At 70.4% G+C, this 14,430-nt stretch carries 15 protein-coding genes; 11 read left to right on the top strand and 4 right to left on the bottom strand.

From position 1 onward, the window contains the following. Positions 1-570 precede the first annotated feature (570 nt). Positions 571-2,025 (bottom strand): serine hydrolase domain-containing protein, encoded by a 1,455-nt coding sequence (locus ACFQU4_RS37485; RefSeq protein WP_377502379.1) that lies wholly within the window; start codon positions 2,023-2,025, stop codon positions 571-573. Between the two features lie 110 nt (positions 2,026-2,135). Here ACFQU4_RS37485 and dxr point away from each other — a divergent pair, with 110 nt between their 5' ends. From dxr to ACFQU4_RS37505, 4 genes are read left to right on the top strand one after another with little or no spacing between them, the layout of a single operon-like run. Continuing rightward, the gene (gene dxr, locus ACFQU4_RS37490) at positions 2,136-3,377 is read left to right on the top strand and encodes a 1-deoxy-D-xylulose-5-phosphate reductoisomerase (protein ID WP_377502382.1); all 1,242 of its coding nucleotides are present in this window, start codon (positions 2,136-2,138) and stop codon (positions 3,375-3,377) included. A 20-nt stretch (positions 3,378-3,397) separates the two neighbouring features. Then, entirely contained in the window at positions 3,398-4,714 is a 1,317-nt protein-coding gene (locus tag ACFQU4_RS37495) for a M50 family metallopeptidase (RefSeq protein ID WP_377502385.1), read from the top strand. 16 nt (positions 4,715-4,730) lie between these two features. After that, positions 4,731-5,912: a flavodoxin-dependent (E)-4-hydroxy-3-methylbut-2-enyl-diphosphate synthase gene (gene ispG / locus ACFQU4_RS37500; RefSeq protein WP_377502388.1), complete on the top strand. Its 1,182-nt coding sequence runs from the start codon at positions 4,731-4,733 to the stop codon at positions 5,910-5,912. A gap of 36 nt (positions 5,913-5,948) precedes the next feature. Further along, entirely contained in the window at positions 5,949-6,824 is an 876-nt protein-coding gene (locus ACFQU4_RS37505; protein ID WP_377502391.1) for a GNAT family N-acetyltransferase, read from the top strand. Here ACFQU4_RS37505 and ACFQU4_RS37510 read toward each other — a convergent pair. After that, the gene (locus tag ACFQU4_RS37510; RefSeq protein WP_377502394.1) at positions 6,818-7,174 is read right to left on the bottom strand and encodes a DoxX family protein; all 357 of its coding nucleotides are present in this window, start codon (positions 7,172-7,174) and stop codon (positions 6,818-6,820) included. The two genes, ACFQU4_RS37505 and ACFQU4_RS37510, sit on opposite strands and share 7 nt — an antisense overlap. Positions 7,175-7,284: 110 nt before the next feature. Between ACFQU4_RS37510 and ACFQU4_RS37515 the strand changes: the two genes are divergently transcribed. Together ACFQU4_RS37515 and sigJ are read left to right on the top strand one after the other, a co-directional pair. Next, positions 7,285-7,680 (top strand): hypothetical protein, encoded by a 396-nt coding sequence (locus ACFQU4_RS37515; RefSeq protein WP_377502397.1) that lies wholly within the window; start codon positions 7,285-7,287, stop codon positions 7,678-7,680. Positions 7,681-7,727: 47 nt separating this feature from the next. Beyond that, positions 7,728-8,576, top strand: a complete 849-nt coding sequence (gene sigJ / locus ACFQU4_RS37520) for an RNA polymerase sigma factor SigJ (protein WP_377502400.1) — start codon at positions 7,728-7,730, stop codon at positions 8,574-8,576. A 122-nt stretch (positions 8,577-8,698) separates the two neighbouring features. Here the strand turns inward: sigJ and ACFQU4_RS37525 are convergent, their stop codons facing one another. Then, positions 8,699-9,139: a hypothetical protein gene (locus ACFQU4_RS37525; RefSeq protein WP_377502403.1), complete on the bottom strand. Its 441-nt coding sequence runs from the start codon at positions 9,137-9,139 to the stop codon at positions 8,699-8,701. Positions 9,140-9,275: 136 nt separating this feature from the next. Here ACFQU4_RS37525 and ACFQU4_RS37530 point away from each other — a divergent pair, with 136 nt between their 5' ends. The 4 genes from ACFQU4_RS37530 to ACFQU4_RS37545 are packed head-to-tail and all read left to right on the top strand — an operon-like array spanning position 9,276 to position 12,449. Continuing rightward, positions 9,276-10,079: a hypothetical protein gene (locus ACFQU4_RS37530; RefSeq protein ID WP_377502406.1), complete on the top strand. Its 804-nt coding sequence runs from the start codon at positions 9,276-9,278 to the stop codon at positions 10,077-10,079. Positions 10,080-10,081: 2 nt separating this feature from the next. Continuing rightward, positions 10,082-10,879, top strand: a complete 798-nt coding sequence (locus tag ACFQU4_RS37535) for a ferritin-like domain-containing protein (RefSeq protein ID WP_377502409.1) — start codon at positions 10,082-10,084, stop codon at positions 10,877-10,879. Between the two features lie 51 nt (positions 10,880-10,930). After that, on the top strand, positions 10,931-11,671 hold the full coding sequence (locus ACFQU4_RS37540) for a TetR/AcrR family transcriptional regulator (RefSeq protein ID WP_377502412.1): 741 nt from the start codon (positions 10,931-10,933) through the stop codon (positions 11,669-11,671). A 43-nt stretch (positions 11,672-11,714) separates the two neighbouring features. Further along, positions 11,715-12,449, top strand: coding sequence for a class I SAM-dependent methyltransferase (locus ACFQU4_RS37545; protein WP_377502415.1), 735 nt, complete (start codon positions 11,715-11,717; stop codon positions 12,447-12,449). On the opposite strand, the gene ACFQU4_RS37550 is transcribed toward ACFQU4_RS37545, so the two are convergent. Further along, a complete protein-coding gene (locus ACFQU4_RS37550; RefSeq protein WP_377502418.1) occupies positions 12,446-13,801 on the bottom strand; it encodes a serine hydrolase in 1,356 nt (451 codons plus the stop codon). The two genes, ACFQU4_RS37545 and ACFQU4_RS37550, sit on opposite strands and share 4 nt — an antisense overlap. Positions 13,802-13,858: 57 nt before the next feature. Here ACFQU4_RS37550 and ACFQU4_RS37555 point away from each other — a divergent pair, with 57 nt between their 5' ends. Beyond that, complete coding sequence (locus ACFQU4_RS37555) at positions 13,859-14,242, top strand: NUDIX hydrolase (RefSeq protein WP_377502421.1); 384 nt, start codon at positions 13,859-13,861, stop codon at positions 14,240-14,242. Positions 14,243-14,430 lie beyond the last annotated feature (188 nt).

The following is a 14,430-nucleotide window of genomic DNA, read 5'->3' on the forward strand; positions in this document are numbered from 1 at the left end:
GGCGCTGTGGGCGGGGACGAGCGTCGGTCGGCGGGGTGCGGAGACGAGCCTTGGTCCGCGGGGTGCGGGGACGGTTCGCGGGGTGCTGTGGGCGGGACGAGCGTCGGTCGGCGGGGTGCGGGGACAAGCGTCGGTCCGCGGGGTGCTGTGGGTGGGGACGGGGGTCGAACTCCGGGGTGCTGTGGGCGGGACGAGCGTCGGTCGGCGGGGTGCGGGGACAAGCGTCGGTCCGGCGGGGCGGGGTGGGCAGGACGAGTGTCGATACGGGTGCGGCGGGCGACGAGTATCGATCCGGTCGGTGGTTCGCGTGCGTGTCGCGGATCCGCTTCAACTCAACCGATAAAGCGCTTCAGAGGGCTGGACCGCTCGAGTTCAAGAGGTTTTGCGACAAGTCTGCCTGAGTCGGTGCCGGCGTCGCCACGGGTCCTGGCCCGCCGGGCTCGTCCGATCCGGGCGCCCATCACCTCCAACCGCCCCGCCCGCAACGCTGACTGGGCACAAGCGCAGCGACACGCCGCCAGAACACCTGCTTTTGTGCCGGGTCGGCGGGGGTTGGAGAGCGCCGGGGGTTTAGAGGGAGAGGTCGCGGGGGAGGGCCAGGCCGAAGAGGGAGGTGCCGGGGAGCGGGGCGGTGACCCACTCGGTGATGGTGCCGCCGGTCGACGGGGCGTACCAGAGGGTCAGTCGGTGCGGGCTCTGCACCAGCACCAGGTCCAGCCGGAAGATGTCGTCCAGCCAGGTGCCGCTCGCGGCCAGCCGGAGCTCCCGGTCGCCGGGCAACTCCACGGTCGTCTCGAGCCAGCGGTCGGGCGCGGCGACCAGGTCGAAGTACGGCGCCTCGGGCGGCAGCAGCGGGTCGGAATGGGTCAGGCTGACCCGCCAGATGCCGTTGTCACCCGACTGGACGCCGGTCACGTGCAGGTCCGGCCGGGGCGCGTCCTCGGCCTCGGGCGGGCGGGCGTACGGCTGCTCGACGGCGGCCTCGGCCGCATGGTCGGCGGTCGGCAGCGTCAGCGTGGCCAGCCGCTCGGCCAGCCGGTCCGCGTCGCCGTCGGCACCGTGGACGGGGCGCTGGCCGAAGCCGGGCAGCAGGTGCTGCCAGGCGGTGGCCAGGATCGACTGCGCGTCGAACGCCGCCGACGTCATCGCGATCACCGCGTCCTGCTCCGGCAGCACCAGGCAGAACTGGCCGAAGGCGCCGTCGGCCCGATAGCCGTACCGGGACCGCCAGAACTGGTAGCCGTAGCCCTGCTGCCAGTCCGGGCTGTCCTCCTGCGGGTTGGGCGTCAGCGCCGAGGTCGCCTCGTCCACGTACGCGGCCGGGACGAGTTGCTGCCCGCCCCACGCCCCGCGGCGCAGGTAGAGCTCGCCGAACCTGGCGATCGACTCGGTGGTCAGATGCAGTCCGCTGTAGCCCAGTTGCCGGCCGGTCGGGTACTCGGTCCAGTGCGCCCGGTCGATGCCGAGCGGCCGGAGCAGTCGCGGGGTCAGGTAGTCCAGCAGCGAGGAGCCGGTGACCCGCTGGGTGATCGCCGCGATCGCGTACGTCGCCGTGTTGTTGTACGCGAACACGCTGCCCGGTTCATGATCGGGTTCGATGCCGAGGAAGCCGCGCAGGGGCTCGTGCGGGTCCGCCACGAAGGACGGCCAGAGTGTGTCCTCGGCGTGCCCGGTGGCCATCCTTAACGTGTCCCGTACGGTCAGCTTCCGGATCCGGTCGCCGCCGGCGGAGTCGGCCAGGTCGTCCAGGTACGCCAGCAGCGGCAGGTCCAGGTGCAACCGTCCCTCGGCCACCGCGATCCCGGCCGCCGTCGCGGTGAAACTCTTGCTCAGCGAATAGAGCAGGTGCACCTGGTCCGGCCCGTACGGCGCCCACCAGCCCTCCGCGAGCACCTTGCCGTGCCGCATGATCATCAGGCTGTGCAGTTCCTGGTCAAGATCATCGAGGAAGTCGAGCACAGCACCGGGCCGCAGCCCGTGCTCGGCCGCCGAAGCCCGTTCCAGCTGCTGGGTCACGTGGCTCACGTGGCACACCTTAGGGCAATCGACGTACCGAATCCCCGCCCTTCGTGCCCGCGACTCGCCAGGAGAGATGAGTGTCCTGCACCCGACGTCGGGTGCAGGACACTGTCCCTATGCGCGACGTCGTGGTTCTGGGCAGTACGGGCTCGATCGGCACCCAGGCACTGGAGGTGATGGCCGCCCGGCCGGGCGAATTCCGGATCACCGCGCTGGCTGCCGGCGGCACCCGGCCGAAGCTGCTGGCCGAGCAGGTGCTCGAGTTCAGCCCGCGGCTGGTGGCGCTCACCCAGGCGTCGGCGGTGCAGGACCTGCAGCTCGCGCTGTACGCCGAGGTGTCCCGGCGCGGCTGGGCCGAGGGCAAGCTGACCCTGCCCAAGATCATCGCCGGCCCGGACGCGGCGACCGAGGCGGCCGGGCAGCCGGCGGACGTCGTCCTGAACGGGATCACCGGATCCGCCGGGCTGCGCCCGACGCTGGCCGCGCTGGCCGCGGGCAGCACCCTGGCACTGGCCAACAAGGAGTCGTTGGTGATCGGCGGGCCGCTGGTGATGGGGGCGGCGAAGCCGGGGCAGCTGGTCGCGGTGGACTCCGAGCACTCCGCGCTGGCGCAGTGCCTCCGGGCCGGCCGGGCCGAGGAGGTGGACCGGCTGATCGTCACCGCCAGCGGCGGGCCGTTCCGCGGCTGGACCCGGGAGCAGATGCGCGATGTCACGCCGGCGCAGGCGCTGGCCCACCCGACCTGGGACATGGGCCGGGTCATCACGACCAACTCGGCGACGATGGTGAACAAGGCGCTGGAGGTGCTCGAGGCGCACCTGCTGTACGGGATCGATCTGGACCGGATCGACGTCGTGGTGCACCCGCAGTCGATGGTGCATTCGATGGTCCAGTTCGTCGACGGCTCGACACTGGCCCAGTGCTCCCCGCCGGACATGAAGCTGCCGATCGCGCTGGCCCTGACCTGGCCGGACCGGCTGCCCGGCGCCGCCCGCCCGTGCGACTGGACCCAGGCGACCAGCTGGACCTTCGAGCCGCTGGACGGCGAGGCGTTCCCGGCGGTGGAGCTGGCCAAGCGGGCCGGCCGGGCCGGCGGCACGGCGACGGCGGTCTACAACGCGGCCAACGAGGTGTGCGTGGACGCCTTCCACGAGGGGCGGATCGCGTTCACCGATATCGTCGACATCGTGGCCGACATCCTGGCCGAGCATCTCGGGTCTGCGGGCGATCCCGGAGCCGACGTAGGATCGTCCCTGGCCGCACCGGCGGGCTTCACCGAACACGTGACGGTGGAGACCGTACTGGCGGCGGACGGCTGGGCCCGGAACCGGGCCGGCGAGGAATGCAACCGGCGTTAGCTCCGAGATCGAGAGGACCGATGTCAGCCCTGGAGACCGTGATCTACATCGCGGGCGCGCTGATCTTCTTCGCGTTGGTGATGACGTCCGTGGCGTTGCACGAGATCGGCCACCTGGTGCCGGCCAAGCTGTTCGGCGTCAAGACCACCCAGTACTTCGTCGGCTTCGGTAAGACCCTCTGGTCCCGGCGCAAGGGCGAGACCGAGTACGGGATCAAGGCCATCCCGCTCGGCGGCTTCGTCCGGATGATCGGCATGTACCCGCCGAGCCGGGAACGGCCGAACCAGGTCCGGGCCACCCGGACCGGCATCTTCCAGTCGCTGGCCGACCAGGCCCGGGCGGCGGAGTACGAGGAGATCCGGCCCGAGGACGACGGCCGGCTGCTCTACCAGAAGAAGCCCTGGCAGAAGTTGATCATCATGGCCGGCGGCCCGATCATGAACGTGCTGCTGGCGTTCGTGATCTTGCTCGGCGTGACGGCGACGTACGGCGTCTACCGGGAGACCCTGACCGTGCAGACGGTCAGCGAGTGCATCCGGCCGCTGGACGCCCCGGCCTCGGCCTGCGCGGCGAACGACCCGAAGACGCCCGCCTTCCAGGCCGGGCTGCAGCCGGGCGACGAGATCGTCTCCTTCAACGGCGTCCGGATCGAGTCCTGGGACCAGCTGCAGGCGGCGATCCGGGCCAATCTCGATCATGAGGCCAAGATCACCGTGCTCCGGGCCGGGCAGCCGGTGGAGCTGAAGTCGGTCAACACCGCGCTGAACGGTGTCCGCGACGAGTGGGACCCGTCCAAGATCATCCAGCAGGGCTTCCTCGGCGTGACGCCGCAGCCGGTCCGGGAGCGGGGCGGTCCGGTCACCGTCGTCAACGACATGTGGGGCCTGACCCAGCGCACCGGCTACCTGCTGGTGCAGTTCCCGGTCAAGGTTTTCAACGTGGCCAGGGATCTGGTCACCGGCAAGCCGCGCGACGTGTACGGCCCGATGAGCATCGTCGGGGCCAGCCGGGTGGCCGGCGAGATCGCCTCGACCGACCAGGTGCCGGTCGCCGACAAGCTGGCCGCGCTCGCCCTGACGCTCGGCAACGTCAACCTGTTCCTGGCCCTGTTCAATCTCATTCCGCTGCTCCCGATGGACGGCGGGCACATCGCGGGAGCGATCTACGAGTGGCTCAAGCGCGGCCTGTCCCGGTTGTTCCGGCGGCCCGACCCGGGCCACGTCGACACGGCCCGGATGCTGCCGGTCGCCTGGGCGGTCGGCATCGTGGTGGCGCTCTCCGGGGCGGTGTTGATCATCGCCGACATCTTCGACCCGATCAAGCTGTTCACCGGCTGACGTACAAAGGAAAAGAATGAGCATTGATCTTGGAATGCCGCCGCTGCCGCCGCCCACTCTGGCCGAACGGCGGCCGACCCGGCAGATCAAGGTCGGCAAGGTCCTGGTCGGCGGCGATGCCCCGGTCAGCGTCCAGTCGATGACCACGACGCTGACCTCCGACATCAACGCCACGCTGCAGCAGATCGCTGCGCTGACCGCCAGCGGCTGTGACATCGTCCGGGTCGCGGTGCCCAGCCAGGACGACGCGGACGCGCTGCCGGCGATCGCGAAGAAGTCGCAGATCCCGGTGATCGCCGACATCCACTTCCAGCCCAAGTACGTCTTCGCCGCGATCGAGGCCGGCTGCGCCGCGGTCCGGGTCAACCCGGGCAACATCAAGGCGTTCGACGACCGGGTCGGCGAGATCGCCCAGGCGGCCAAGGAGGCCGGGGTGTCGCTGCGGATCGGCGTCAACGCCGGTTCGCTGGACAAACGGTTGCTGGCCAAGCACGGCAAGGCGACGCCGGAGGCGCTGGTCGAGTCGGCGCTGTGGGAGGCGAGCCTGTTCGAGGAGCACGGCTTCCGCGACTTCAAGATCTCGGTGAAGCACAACGACCCGGTGATCATGGTCCGGGCGTACGAGCTGCTCAGCGAGCAGTGCGACTACCCGCTGCACCTCGGCGTGACCGAGGCCGGGCCGGCGTTCCAGGGCACGATCAAGTCCGCGGTCGCCTTCGGAGCCCTGCTGTCGAAGGGGATCGGCGACACGATCCGGGTCTCGCTGTCGGCCGATCCGGTCGAGGAGGTCAAGGTCGGCTCCAAGATCCTGGAGTCGCTCAACCTGCGGCCGCGCAAGCTGGAGATCGTCTCCTGCCCGTCCTGTGGCCGGGCCCAGGTCGACGTCTACAAGCTGGCCGAGGAGGTCACCGCCGGGCTGGAGGGCCTGACCGTGCCGCTCCGGGTGGCCGTGATGGGCTGCGTGGTGAACGGGCCCGGCGAGGCGCGCGAGGCCGACCTCGGGGTGGCCTCCGGCAACGGCAAGGGCCAGATCTTCGTCCGCGGCGAGGTGATCAAGACGGTCAAGGAGAGCGAGATCGTCGAGACGCTGATCGAGGAGGCGATGCGGATCGCCGACGAGCTCGGTGATTCGGTCGAGGGCGAGCCGCTGGTGGAGGTCGCGGGCACCGCATCGACGCCGGCCCCGTCGCGGGGATAACGTCGGACCCATGAGACCTCGCCGCGGGACCCTGGCATGACAGCCGCGTCGACGGTCACCGGACGCTCCGGCCACGCCGGCACGGTCCGGGTGCTGAACTCCGGTGATCTTCCCGCCGCGATCCGGATCCTGTCCGCCCGGCCGGTCGACAACGTCTTCGTCGCGTCCCGGGTGCGCGGCGCCGGCCTCGACCCGAACAGCCTCGGCTGCCCGATGTGGGGGTACGAGAGCGACGGCGTGCTCCGCTCCCTCTGCCACGCCGGCTCCAACCTGGTCCCGGTGGGGGCCGACCAGGAAGCGGTCGACGCCTACGTCGAGTTCGCCGGGCCGCAGCGGATGTGTTCCTCGATCATCGGGCCGGCCGAGACGGCGCTGTCGCTGTGGCGCGGCCTGTCCGACCGTTGGGGCAAGTCCTGGGCGACCGTACGGGAGGTGCGGCCGCACCAGCCGGTGCTGGCGATCGACGGCGAGCCCCGGGTGGTGCCCAACCCGCACGTCCGGCCGGTCACGCTGGCCGAGTGGGAGCCGTACTCGGAGGCCGCGATCAAGATGTACACCGAGGAGGTCGGCGTCTCCCCGGTCCAGGGCAACTCGGCCGGCTACCGGTTCTACGTCCGGCAGCTGATCTCGGCCGGCCGCGCGTTCGGTTGGATCGAGAACGGCCGGGTCCTCTTCAAGGCCGACCTCGGCTCGGTCTCGGCCACCGCGAGCCAGGTCCAGGGCGTCTGGCTGGACCCGGAGTTCCGCGGCCGCGGCTTGGCCCCGGCGGCGATGGCCGCCGTGGTGCAGCAGGCCCGCGCCGTCGCCCCGGTCGTCTCGCTCTACGTCAACGACTTCAACCATGCGGCCCGAGCGACGTACCGCCGGGTCGGGTTCCGTCAGGTCAGCGAGTTCGCCACCGTCCTCTACTGAGGCGCGAGCAGGCTGAAGACGAGGGCGGCGCTGCAGAGGACGAGCATGCCGAGGCAGTTCAGGAAGAAGTTGCGGCCGAAGTCGCGGGCCCGGATGTGCGCCCCGGCGGCCAGCAGGAAGTAGAGCACCAGTGCCGCGGTGGTGAGGATCGCCAGCGGCCGGAACCAGATCCCGATCACCAGCCCGGCCGTGGCCGCGAACTTGATCGGCGGCGCCACCCACCAGAACCGCTTCGGGAAGCCGACGTCCTCGAAGCATTTCCGGATGAACGCGACCGGCTTCAGGCACATGATGCCGTCGCCGAGCTGGATCAGGGCGAGGACCGCGAGCGGCCACCAGGGATCGATCATGACCCAACGATGGCGGAGCCGGGCCGATTGTGACATCGCCGGCCGATCAGGGTGTGCGATGACGCCTGCGTACAAGAATCGCGCCGCACCGGCTGGCCACAATGGTCGCGATGACAACGCACAGGGACGAACCGCCGGTGGGCGGTCTCCCGGGATTTCCCCTCCCGCCCCGCTATCCGCCGTTGGACGCCAGCACGACGACCCAGGCCTTGCTGCACGCCTGGGTCCGGAGCCTGATCAGCGCGGACCGGGTGATGATCATGGCCGTCCTCGCCGTCGCGTTGTGCTGGGCCTTCCCGATCAGCACCGTGGCGGGCATCGCCGTGGTGGTCCTGCGACCCCGGCAGCTGCGCCTGATCGATTGGTACGCCGCGTACTTCCCGGGCGGTTTCCCCGGTCGCCGGATGCTCGACGTCGCCTGGGCGCTGGCCGTCGTCGGGCTCAGCCTCTCCTCGGTGGGCTGGATGTTGATGTTCGTCTGGATCGCTCAGCAGGGGCTCGGCTGACGGAGCGGCGTCGTGAGATCCTGGCCGCCCCGACGAGAAGGAGCGCGGTGACCGAGGACGAGTTCGCCGAGTACCGGCGGCTGCTGTTCACCGTCGCCTACGACCTGCTGGGTACGGTGAGCGACGCCGAGGACGTGGTCCAGGACGCCTGGCTGCTCTGGCAGCGCGCGGACCGGTCGGCGGTGGTGAACCCGCGGGCCTACCTGGTCCGGATCGTCGTGAACCGCTCGCTGGAGCGGCACCGCCAGGTCGCCCGGGCGCGCGAGGAGTACGTCGGGCCGTGGCTGCCGGAGCCGCTCTGGACGACCGAGGACGTGGCCGATCGGGTCACCGACGCGGAGGATCTGGCGACCGGGATGCTGGTCGTCCTGGAGACGCTGTCGCCGCTGGAGCGGGCGGCGTTCGTGCTGCACGACGTGTTCGGGTTCGACCATCCGGAGGTGGCCGAGATCCTGGACCGCTCGCCGAGCGCCGTACGGCAGCTGGTGCACCGGGCCCGTGATCACGTACGTGAGCGGCGGCCACGGTTCCGGGCCGAGCCGGAGGCGGCCCGGCAGGCGGCGGACCGGCTGATGCAGGCGGCGACCGGCGGCAGCCTCGAGGGCCTGTTGGAGGTGCTGGCGCCGGACGTGGTGCTTTACCTGGACGGCGGCGGCGCGATCCGGTCCGCGCTGCGCCCGATCATCGGAGCGGAGAAGGTGGCCCGGCTGCTCGGCGCGATCGGTCCCGGCCTGCCGGCGTTCGACCTGGTCTGGGACGCCGGGACCCGGCGGGCGATCGGCTATGCCGGCGGGGTGCCGCTGACGGCGCTCGGGCTGGACCTGGTCGACGGGCGCGTCACCGGCATCTACGGGGTGCTCAATCCGGACAAGCTGAAGCACCTGCCGGAGAAATGAAATTCGGCCGGCCCTCAACCAAGCCTGCGGGTACTTGGGAGGACCGGCCTACTGATGAATAGTTAAGCCGCCCAGGCATCACGAACGATCAACTTCTGCTCAAGAGAGCCCGAAGATTCGGGCTAGGTTCCGGTCGGGGCCTGAAACCGTTGCAGGAGAGGGGCGAACGAGGTCACCGCCGCGGTGATCACGCAGACGATCAGGGTGATGATCACGCCGGCCCCGGGGATGTGACCGTTGTCGGCGAACACGATGATCCCGGCGGCCGCGACGGCGGCGAGCCAGCCGAGGACCGAGCGGGCCAGCAGCTGGTCCGGCGGGGCCAGGACGCCGACCACGACGAACGCGAGCAGGATCCCGATCGCCAGCACCAGGGCGAACAGGAGGCTGTGGTTCACCGTGGCCAGCATGCCCCAGAGCGTGTAGGTCTGGTTCACGTCGACCTCGGAGGTCTCGTACACCTTCTGCAGCCAGGGTGTCGCGGTGAGCGCCAGAACAGCGGCGCTGCTGAACGGCGGCAGCCGCGTGGGCAGACTCGCCAGGGCTCCCTGTGGTTCGGACATGTCTTCCTTCCTCGGCAAGGGGGACGACCGACACGGTAGCGGCCGGCGGGCCTGAGGTGCGTCGAGCCAGGGCGGCCCGCGGTCACGAGTAAGGTGAGGCTAAGCTTCTTCGCAGTGGACTTCTGGGGGTGAACGCATGCAGTGGTACGACGACGCCGGCCGGCTCGATCGTGATCTCCGCGAGCATGCCCGGGCCGCCGCGGGGAGCCTGGCCGAACGGCTCCCGCTGGACGCGATCCGCTGCTCGGCGACGACGCTGCGGCTGCTCCGGGTGCTCTACCTGGTCGAGCGGTCGACCATCGAACGGATGCGGGTGCTGCTGGTCACGCCGACCCACAGCGACGCCCAGGTGACGGCGTTCCTGTGCACCTGGGCCTACGAGCGGCACTGGATCGCCGACGCGCTGCGGACGGTGCTCGAGGCGCACGGCTGGCCGGTCGACTTCCCGGACGGCCGGCCGACCGTGCGCGGGCTGCTCGGCGCGGCCCGGCACCGGCTGCTGCCGATCACCGAGGCGCTGCGGACCAACCTGATCGGCGATCCGGTGGTCGCCGTGCACCTGGTCGAGGGGGTCCTGGACGACCGGCTCAGCCGGCTCGCCTACCGCGAGTTGATCACGGTCGAGCCGGGACTGGCCGAGCTGGCCGAGTCGGTGCTGGCGACCAAGATCATCCACGGCCGCTACCTGCGGACCCGGGCCGCCGTTGATCTTGACCGGTCCGCCGTTGCGGGGCGTCTGGTCCGTCGGCGGCTGCGGTCGTACGCGTGGCCGGACCGCAGTCCCGGGCTGCCGGAGGCGGAGTCGGCCTGGTTCGTCCGGACGGTCTTCGGTGCCCTTGATGATCATGAGCTCGACGTGGAGCTGCCCGGCCTGCCCCGGCTCCGGCTCGGGACCGACGGCGGCCGGGTGCGCTTCCGTACCGACGCAGTGAGGAGTTGATCATGGCCTTCGACATCGACAAGTACGCCGACACCTCGGAGCGGGTGCACTGGGAGGACCTGGACTTCTCGGCCTTCGACGACCGGCCGCTGTCGCCGGAGACGCTGCGCAGCCTGCACTACATGTGCGACATCGAGTACCACACGGTCTGCTATATGCGGGACATGCTGACCACGCCGTCGCACCGGGAGGACGCGGTGTCGACCTTCATGACGATGTGGAACCGGGAGGAGTACTGGCACGGCGAGGCGCTCGCCGCGGTGCTCGAGCGGCACGGGATCTCGGTCGACTTCGACGCCCTGAAGTCGCGCCGGCTCAAGCTCGGCTGGCGGGACAAGATCGCTCCGGTCAAGCAGGCGCTGCTGGGCAACCTGGTCGGCGCCGACTTCGTCGCGGTGCACATGAGCTGGGGAGCGGTGAACGAGTGGTCCGCCACCGCGGCGTACCGGCGGCTGGCCAAGCTCGAAGATCATCCGGCGCTGTCGCCGCTGCTGCGCCGGATCGGCCAGCAGGAGACCCGGCACGTCGCGTTCTACACCACTCAGGCGCGGGCTCGGCTGGAGAAGAGCGCCGCGGCCCGGACCCTGACCCGGTTCGCGCTGTCGAAGGCCTGGGGCCCGGTCGGTTCCGGGGTGATGCCCGAGTCCGAGGTGAAGCACGTGATGTCGCACATCTTCGGTTCGCCCGAGGGGATGGCGGAGATCCGCAAGATCGACGAGCACGTGGCCCGGCTGCCCGGGCTCGAGGGCCTGCAGGTCGTCACCGACGCGTTCCGGGCCCGAGGCATCGGCGGTCGTTGATCAAGCGGGCGTACGTCCTCCGGCGGCGGGTGGGGCAGCTAGGGTCGATCCATGCACGGAGCGGAACTGTCACGGGTACTCCCGCTGCTGTGGCGCACCACGGAACGACCGAGCCCCGGAGACCGGTTGTCGGTCGCCCGGATCGTCAAGCACGCCGTCGATCTGGCCGATGCGAGCGGCCTCGAGCGGGTCACCATGCGGGCGCTGGCCCAGGAGCTCTCGGTGGGCACGATGTCGCTCTACACCCACATTCCGGGTAAGCCCGAGCTGCATGCGCTGATGCTCGACCAGGTCACCGGCGAGGACCTCCGGCCGGTGCCGGAGGCGACCGGTTGGCGGGAGGCCCTGATCGAGAACGCCCACAATGACCGGGATCGCTACCTGCGCCATCCCTGGCTGCTGCAGCTGACCGCGACCCGCCCGCCGTCCGGGCCGAACGTGACGGCGAAGTACGACCGGGACCTGAGCGCCCTGGATCGGACCGGCCTGACGGCGGCGGAGATCACCGCCACCATGATCACCTTGGCCGTCTTCGTCCAGGGCGCCGTACAGGCCGAGGTGGACGCCGCCGCGGCGCGCGCGGCCGGCTTCGAGGACGGCGACTGGTGGCAGGCGCACCGGCCGTACTGGTCCCGGGTGGTCGATCCCGACCGGTTCCCGGCGATCCATCGGCAGTTCGAGCGGGCCGGTCGCTCGGACCCGGACACCGATCACCGGTTCAACTTCGACTTCGGCCTGGACCGGCTGCTGGACGGCATCGAGGCCCTCCTCGAACGGCGGTCCGGTCGGTGAATTCTCGTTGCGTCGCTGGACGTCGCGACACTAGCGTTCGGCTGTGACCGAGGATCCCTACCGCGACGAGCAGCTGGTGCAGCTGTACGACGTCGACAACCCGCCCGGTGATGATCATGAGTACTTCCGCGGCGTCGCGGGCCGGACCGGCGCGACCAAGATCATCGACTTCGGCTGCGGGACCGGGCTGCTGACCCGGGCGCTGGTGACGGACGGCAGGACGGTGATCGGCGTCGACCCCAGCCCGACGATGCTCGGCTACGCCCGCCGGCAACCCGGGGCGGACGCGGTCACCTGGATCGACGGGGACGCCGCGGCCGTCCAGCCGGCCGGCGACGCCGACCTCGTGATCAGCAGCGGGAACGCGATGATGCACGTGGCCCCGGACGACTATCCGGGCGTGCTGGCCGCGCTCGCCGCCGCGCTGCGGCCGGGCGGAGTGATCACCTTCGACAGCCGCAACCCGGCCGCCCGGGCCTGGGAGCAATGGCAGCGCGAGGCCACCTACGGCGAACGGGACACGCCGTTCGGCCGGTTGCGCGAGTGGCTGGAACTGGTCGGCGTCGAGAACGGCCGGGTCGAGTTCGACGCGTACAACGTCTTCGCCGACGGTCGCACCGAGGTCCTGACCAGCGTGCTGTACTTCCGCGAGCCCGGTGACCTCGTTGCTGATCTTGAAGCGGCCGGGTTCACCGACGTGGACGTACGCGGGGGTTGGCACGGCGAGCCGGTCGGCCCGGACACCCGGGTGCTGGTGATCACCGCCCGTCGCGGCTAGCCGGCGCGCGGCACCAGCCGGCCGACATGCTTGGCGGCGACCACCGCGCCGCCCTCGCGGACGAACTCGCCCTGCAGCCCGGTGAACGGTCCGCCGACGACCAGGAAGCGTTCGCCGGCCAGCAGGCTGACCGGGAACTCCAGCGTCTCGCCGGAGCCGTCGGCGTCGGACACGGTGCCGTGGATGATCAGTCCGTCGCCGGCGACGACGATCCGCAGCTCGATCCCGTCCGTGCGGTAGGTGCCGGCGTACGGAGCCAGCTCGGTGGGGGAGAGTCGGAGCGGCTCCGGCGGCCGCTCGACCAGGCCGAGTCGGGTCTCCAGGGTCCGGCGCACGATCCGTTCCGACAGCTCCCGGCCGGCCGGGCTGGAGTTGGTCAGTACGACGATCGTGGTGTCGTGCTCGGGGATGATCGTGACCGCGGAGTGCTGCCCGGCGACATCGCCGTGGTGTTCGATGATCCGGACGCCGTCGTACTCGCGGAGCATCCAGCCGATCCCGACCCCGATGCCGGGCATCAGTTCATGATCGGTCGTCAGCTGGTGCATGGCCCGGAGCGAGGCCTCGGACAGCACCCGGGTGCCGTCCGGGGCGCGGCCGTCGCCGAGCTGGAAGCGCGCCCAGGCGAGTTGATCGCGCAGGCTGGAGGCGAGCCGGGCGCCGGCCGGGAGGTAGCCGCGCGGATCGCTCCACGGCTCGCAGGCCCGTACGCCGGCTTCGGTCTCCGCCGGCTGATGGCCGATCGCGAAGGGGCGCGTCATGATCTCGTTGAGGGACGTCAGGGTGTCCCGGAGGCCGAGCGGTTCCAAGATCAACTGGGCTAGTGCGCGTTCGTACGGCTCGCCGGTGATCAACTCCAGCAACCGGCCGGCGAGCAGGAACGCCGCGTTGTTGTACGAGGCATCCGTACCCGGGGCGAACTGCTGCGGCAGGTCCGCCAGCAGGGCGACGGCCCGTTCCAGTGCGTCATCGCCCTCGCCGGTGTCGGTCCAGGAGTCGCCGCCGTCCCAGCCCGCGGTGTGGTTCAGCAACTGGCCGACGGTCAGGCTCGCCGCCGCCTCCTCGTCGTGCAGCCGCAGGTCGGGCAGGTAGTGGCGGACCGGCCGGCCGAGCTCGACCCGGCCCTGGTCGACCAGAACCATCATCGCCGCCGCCGTGAACGTCTTCGCCGTCGAGCCGATCTGGAACAGCGTCGTCTCGTCGACCGGGCGGCCATGATCGATCCGGGTCACCCCGTGACAGGCGAACTCGAGCTCCCCTCCATGATCAATTCCGACGACGGCACCGGGAACGCCGAGCTCCCGAGCCGCCAGGGTCACCTCGGCATCGAGGGCAGCCGCCTGATCGCGCATACCGAGGACTCTACGGGTGCGATCAAACTGTCAGTGGCCGGTGGCAGGCTGCCGCCCATGTGGGATTGGGAGACGAGCGTGGTGCTGGTGCGGGACCCGAGCGGCCGGGTGCTGCTGGTCCGGCAGAACTACGGGCAGCGATTCTTCGGGCTGCCGGGCGGCAAGATCGAAGACGGCGAGTCGCCGGGCGAGGCCGCGATGCGGGAACTGTTCGAGGAGACCGGACTGCGGACCGAGTCCGTCACGCCGCACAGCGTGCACGAACTCACCTACCCGGTCACCGGCGGCAGGTATCGGGCGCACGTATTCACCGCCGAGTCCCTGTCGGGCACACCCGGTGTGCAGCAGCCGAGTGAGATCAGTTCCGTCGCCTGGTACGACCCGGCAGCCTTGCCTGATCCACTCACCCCTTCGGCACGGGCCGTGCTGACCGTGCCCTGAGGTCGGGATTCCTTGTTTTGTTGGGATTCTGTCGGATCCTTGGCCTATAATAGGTTCTATGTGGCTCTACTCAGGTTTGTGTGGGTAAGTTGATCTTGATCGAGCTGCAGCAGAGGTAGATCATCGCGGTCAGGGATTGGGCTGTGGGGTGGCCGTAGCCGCGGCGTTGGATGACTCTGATCTTGGTG

This window comes from Microlunatus sp. GCM10028923, assembly GCF_042666975.1.
Lineage (GTDB): Bacteria > Actinomycetota > Actinomycetes > Propionibacteriales > Propionibacteriaceae > Microlunatus.

Coding starts and splice junctions, on each gene's coding strand:
- ACFQU4_RS37510 (WP_377502394.1), bottom strand. CDS start 7,174: ATGATCGATCCCTGGTGGCCGCTCGCGGTCCTCGCCCTGATCCAGCTC.
- ACFQU4_RS37515 (WP_377502397.1), top strand. CDS start 7,285: ATGACAACGCACAGGGACGAACCGCCGGTGGGCGGTCTCCCGGGATTT.
- ACFQU4_RS37505 (WP_377502391.1), top strand. CDS start 5,949: ATGACAGCCGCGTCGACGGTCACCGGACGCTCCGGCCACGCCGGCACG.
- ACFQU4_RS37540 (WP_377502412.1), top strand. CDS start 10,931: ATGCACGGAGCGGAACTGTCACGGGTACTCCCGCTGCTGTGGCGCACC.
- ACFQU4_RS37555 (WP_377502421.1), top strand. CDS start 13,859: ATGTGGGATTGGGAGACGAGCGTGGTGCTGGTGCGGGACCCGAGCGGC.
- ACFQU4_RS37495 (WP_377502385.1), top strand. CDS start 3,398: ATGTCAGCCCTGGAGACCGTGATCTACATCGCGGGCGCGCTGATCTTC.
- ispG (WP_377502388.1), top strand. CDS start 4,731: ATGAGCATTGATCTTGGAATGCCGCCGCTGCCGCCGCCCACTCTGGCC.
- dxr (WP_377502382.1), top strand. CDS start 2,136: ATGCGCGACGTCGTGGTTCTGGGCAGTACGGGCTCGATCGGCACCCAG.
- ACFQU4_RS37530 (WP_377502406.1), top strand. CDS start 9,276: ATGCAGTGGTACGACGACGCCGGCCGGCTCGATCGTGATCTCCGCGAG.
- ACFQU4_RS37525 (WP_377502403.1), bottom strand. CDS start 9,139: ATGTCCGAACCACAGGGAGCCCTGGCGAGTCTGCCCACGCGGCTGCCG.
- ACFQU4_RS37550 (WP_377502418.1), bottom strand. CDS start 13,801: ATGCGCGATCAGGCGGCTGCCCTCGATGCCGAGGTGACCCTGGCGGCT.
- ACFQU4_RS37535 (WP_377502409.1), top strand. CDS start 10,082: ATGGCCTTCGACATCGACAAGTACGCCGACACCTCGGAGCGGGTGCAC.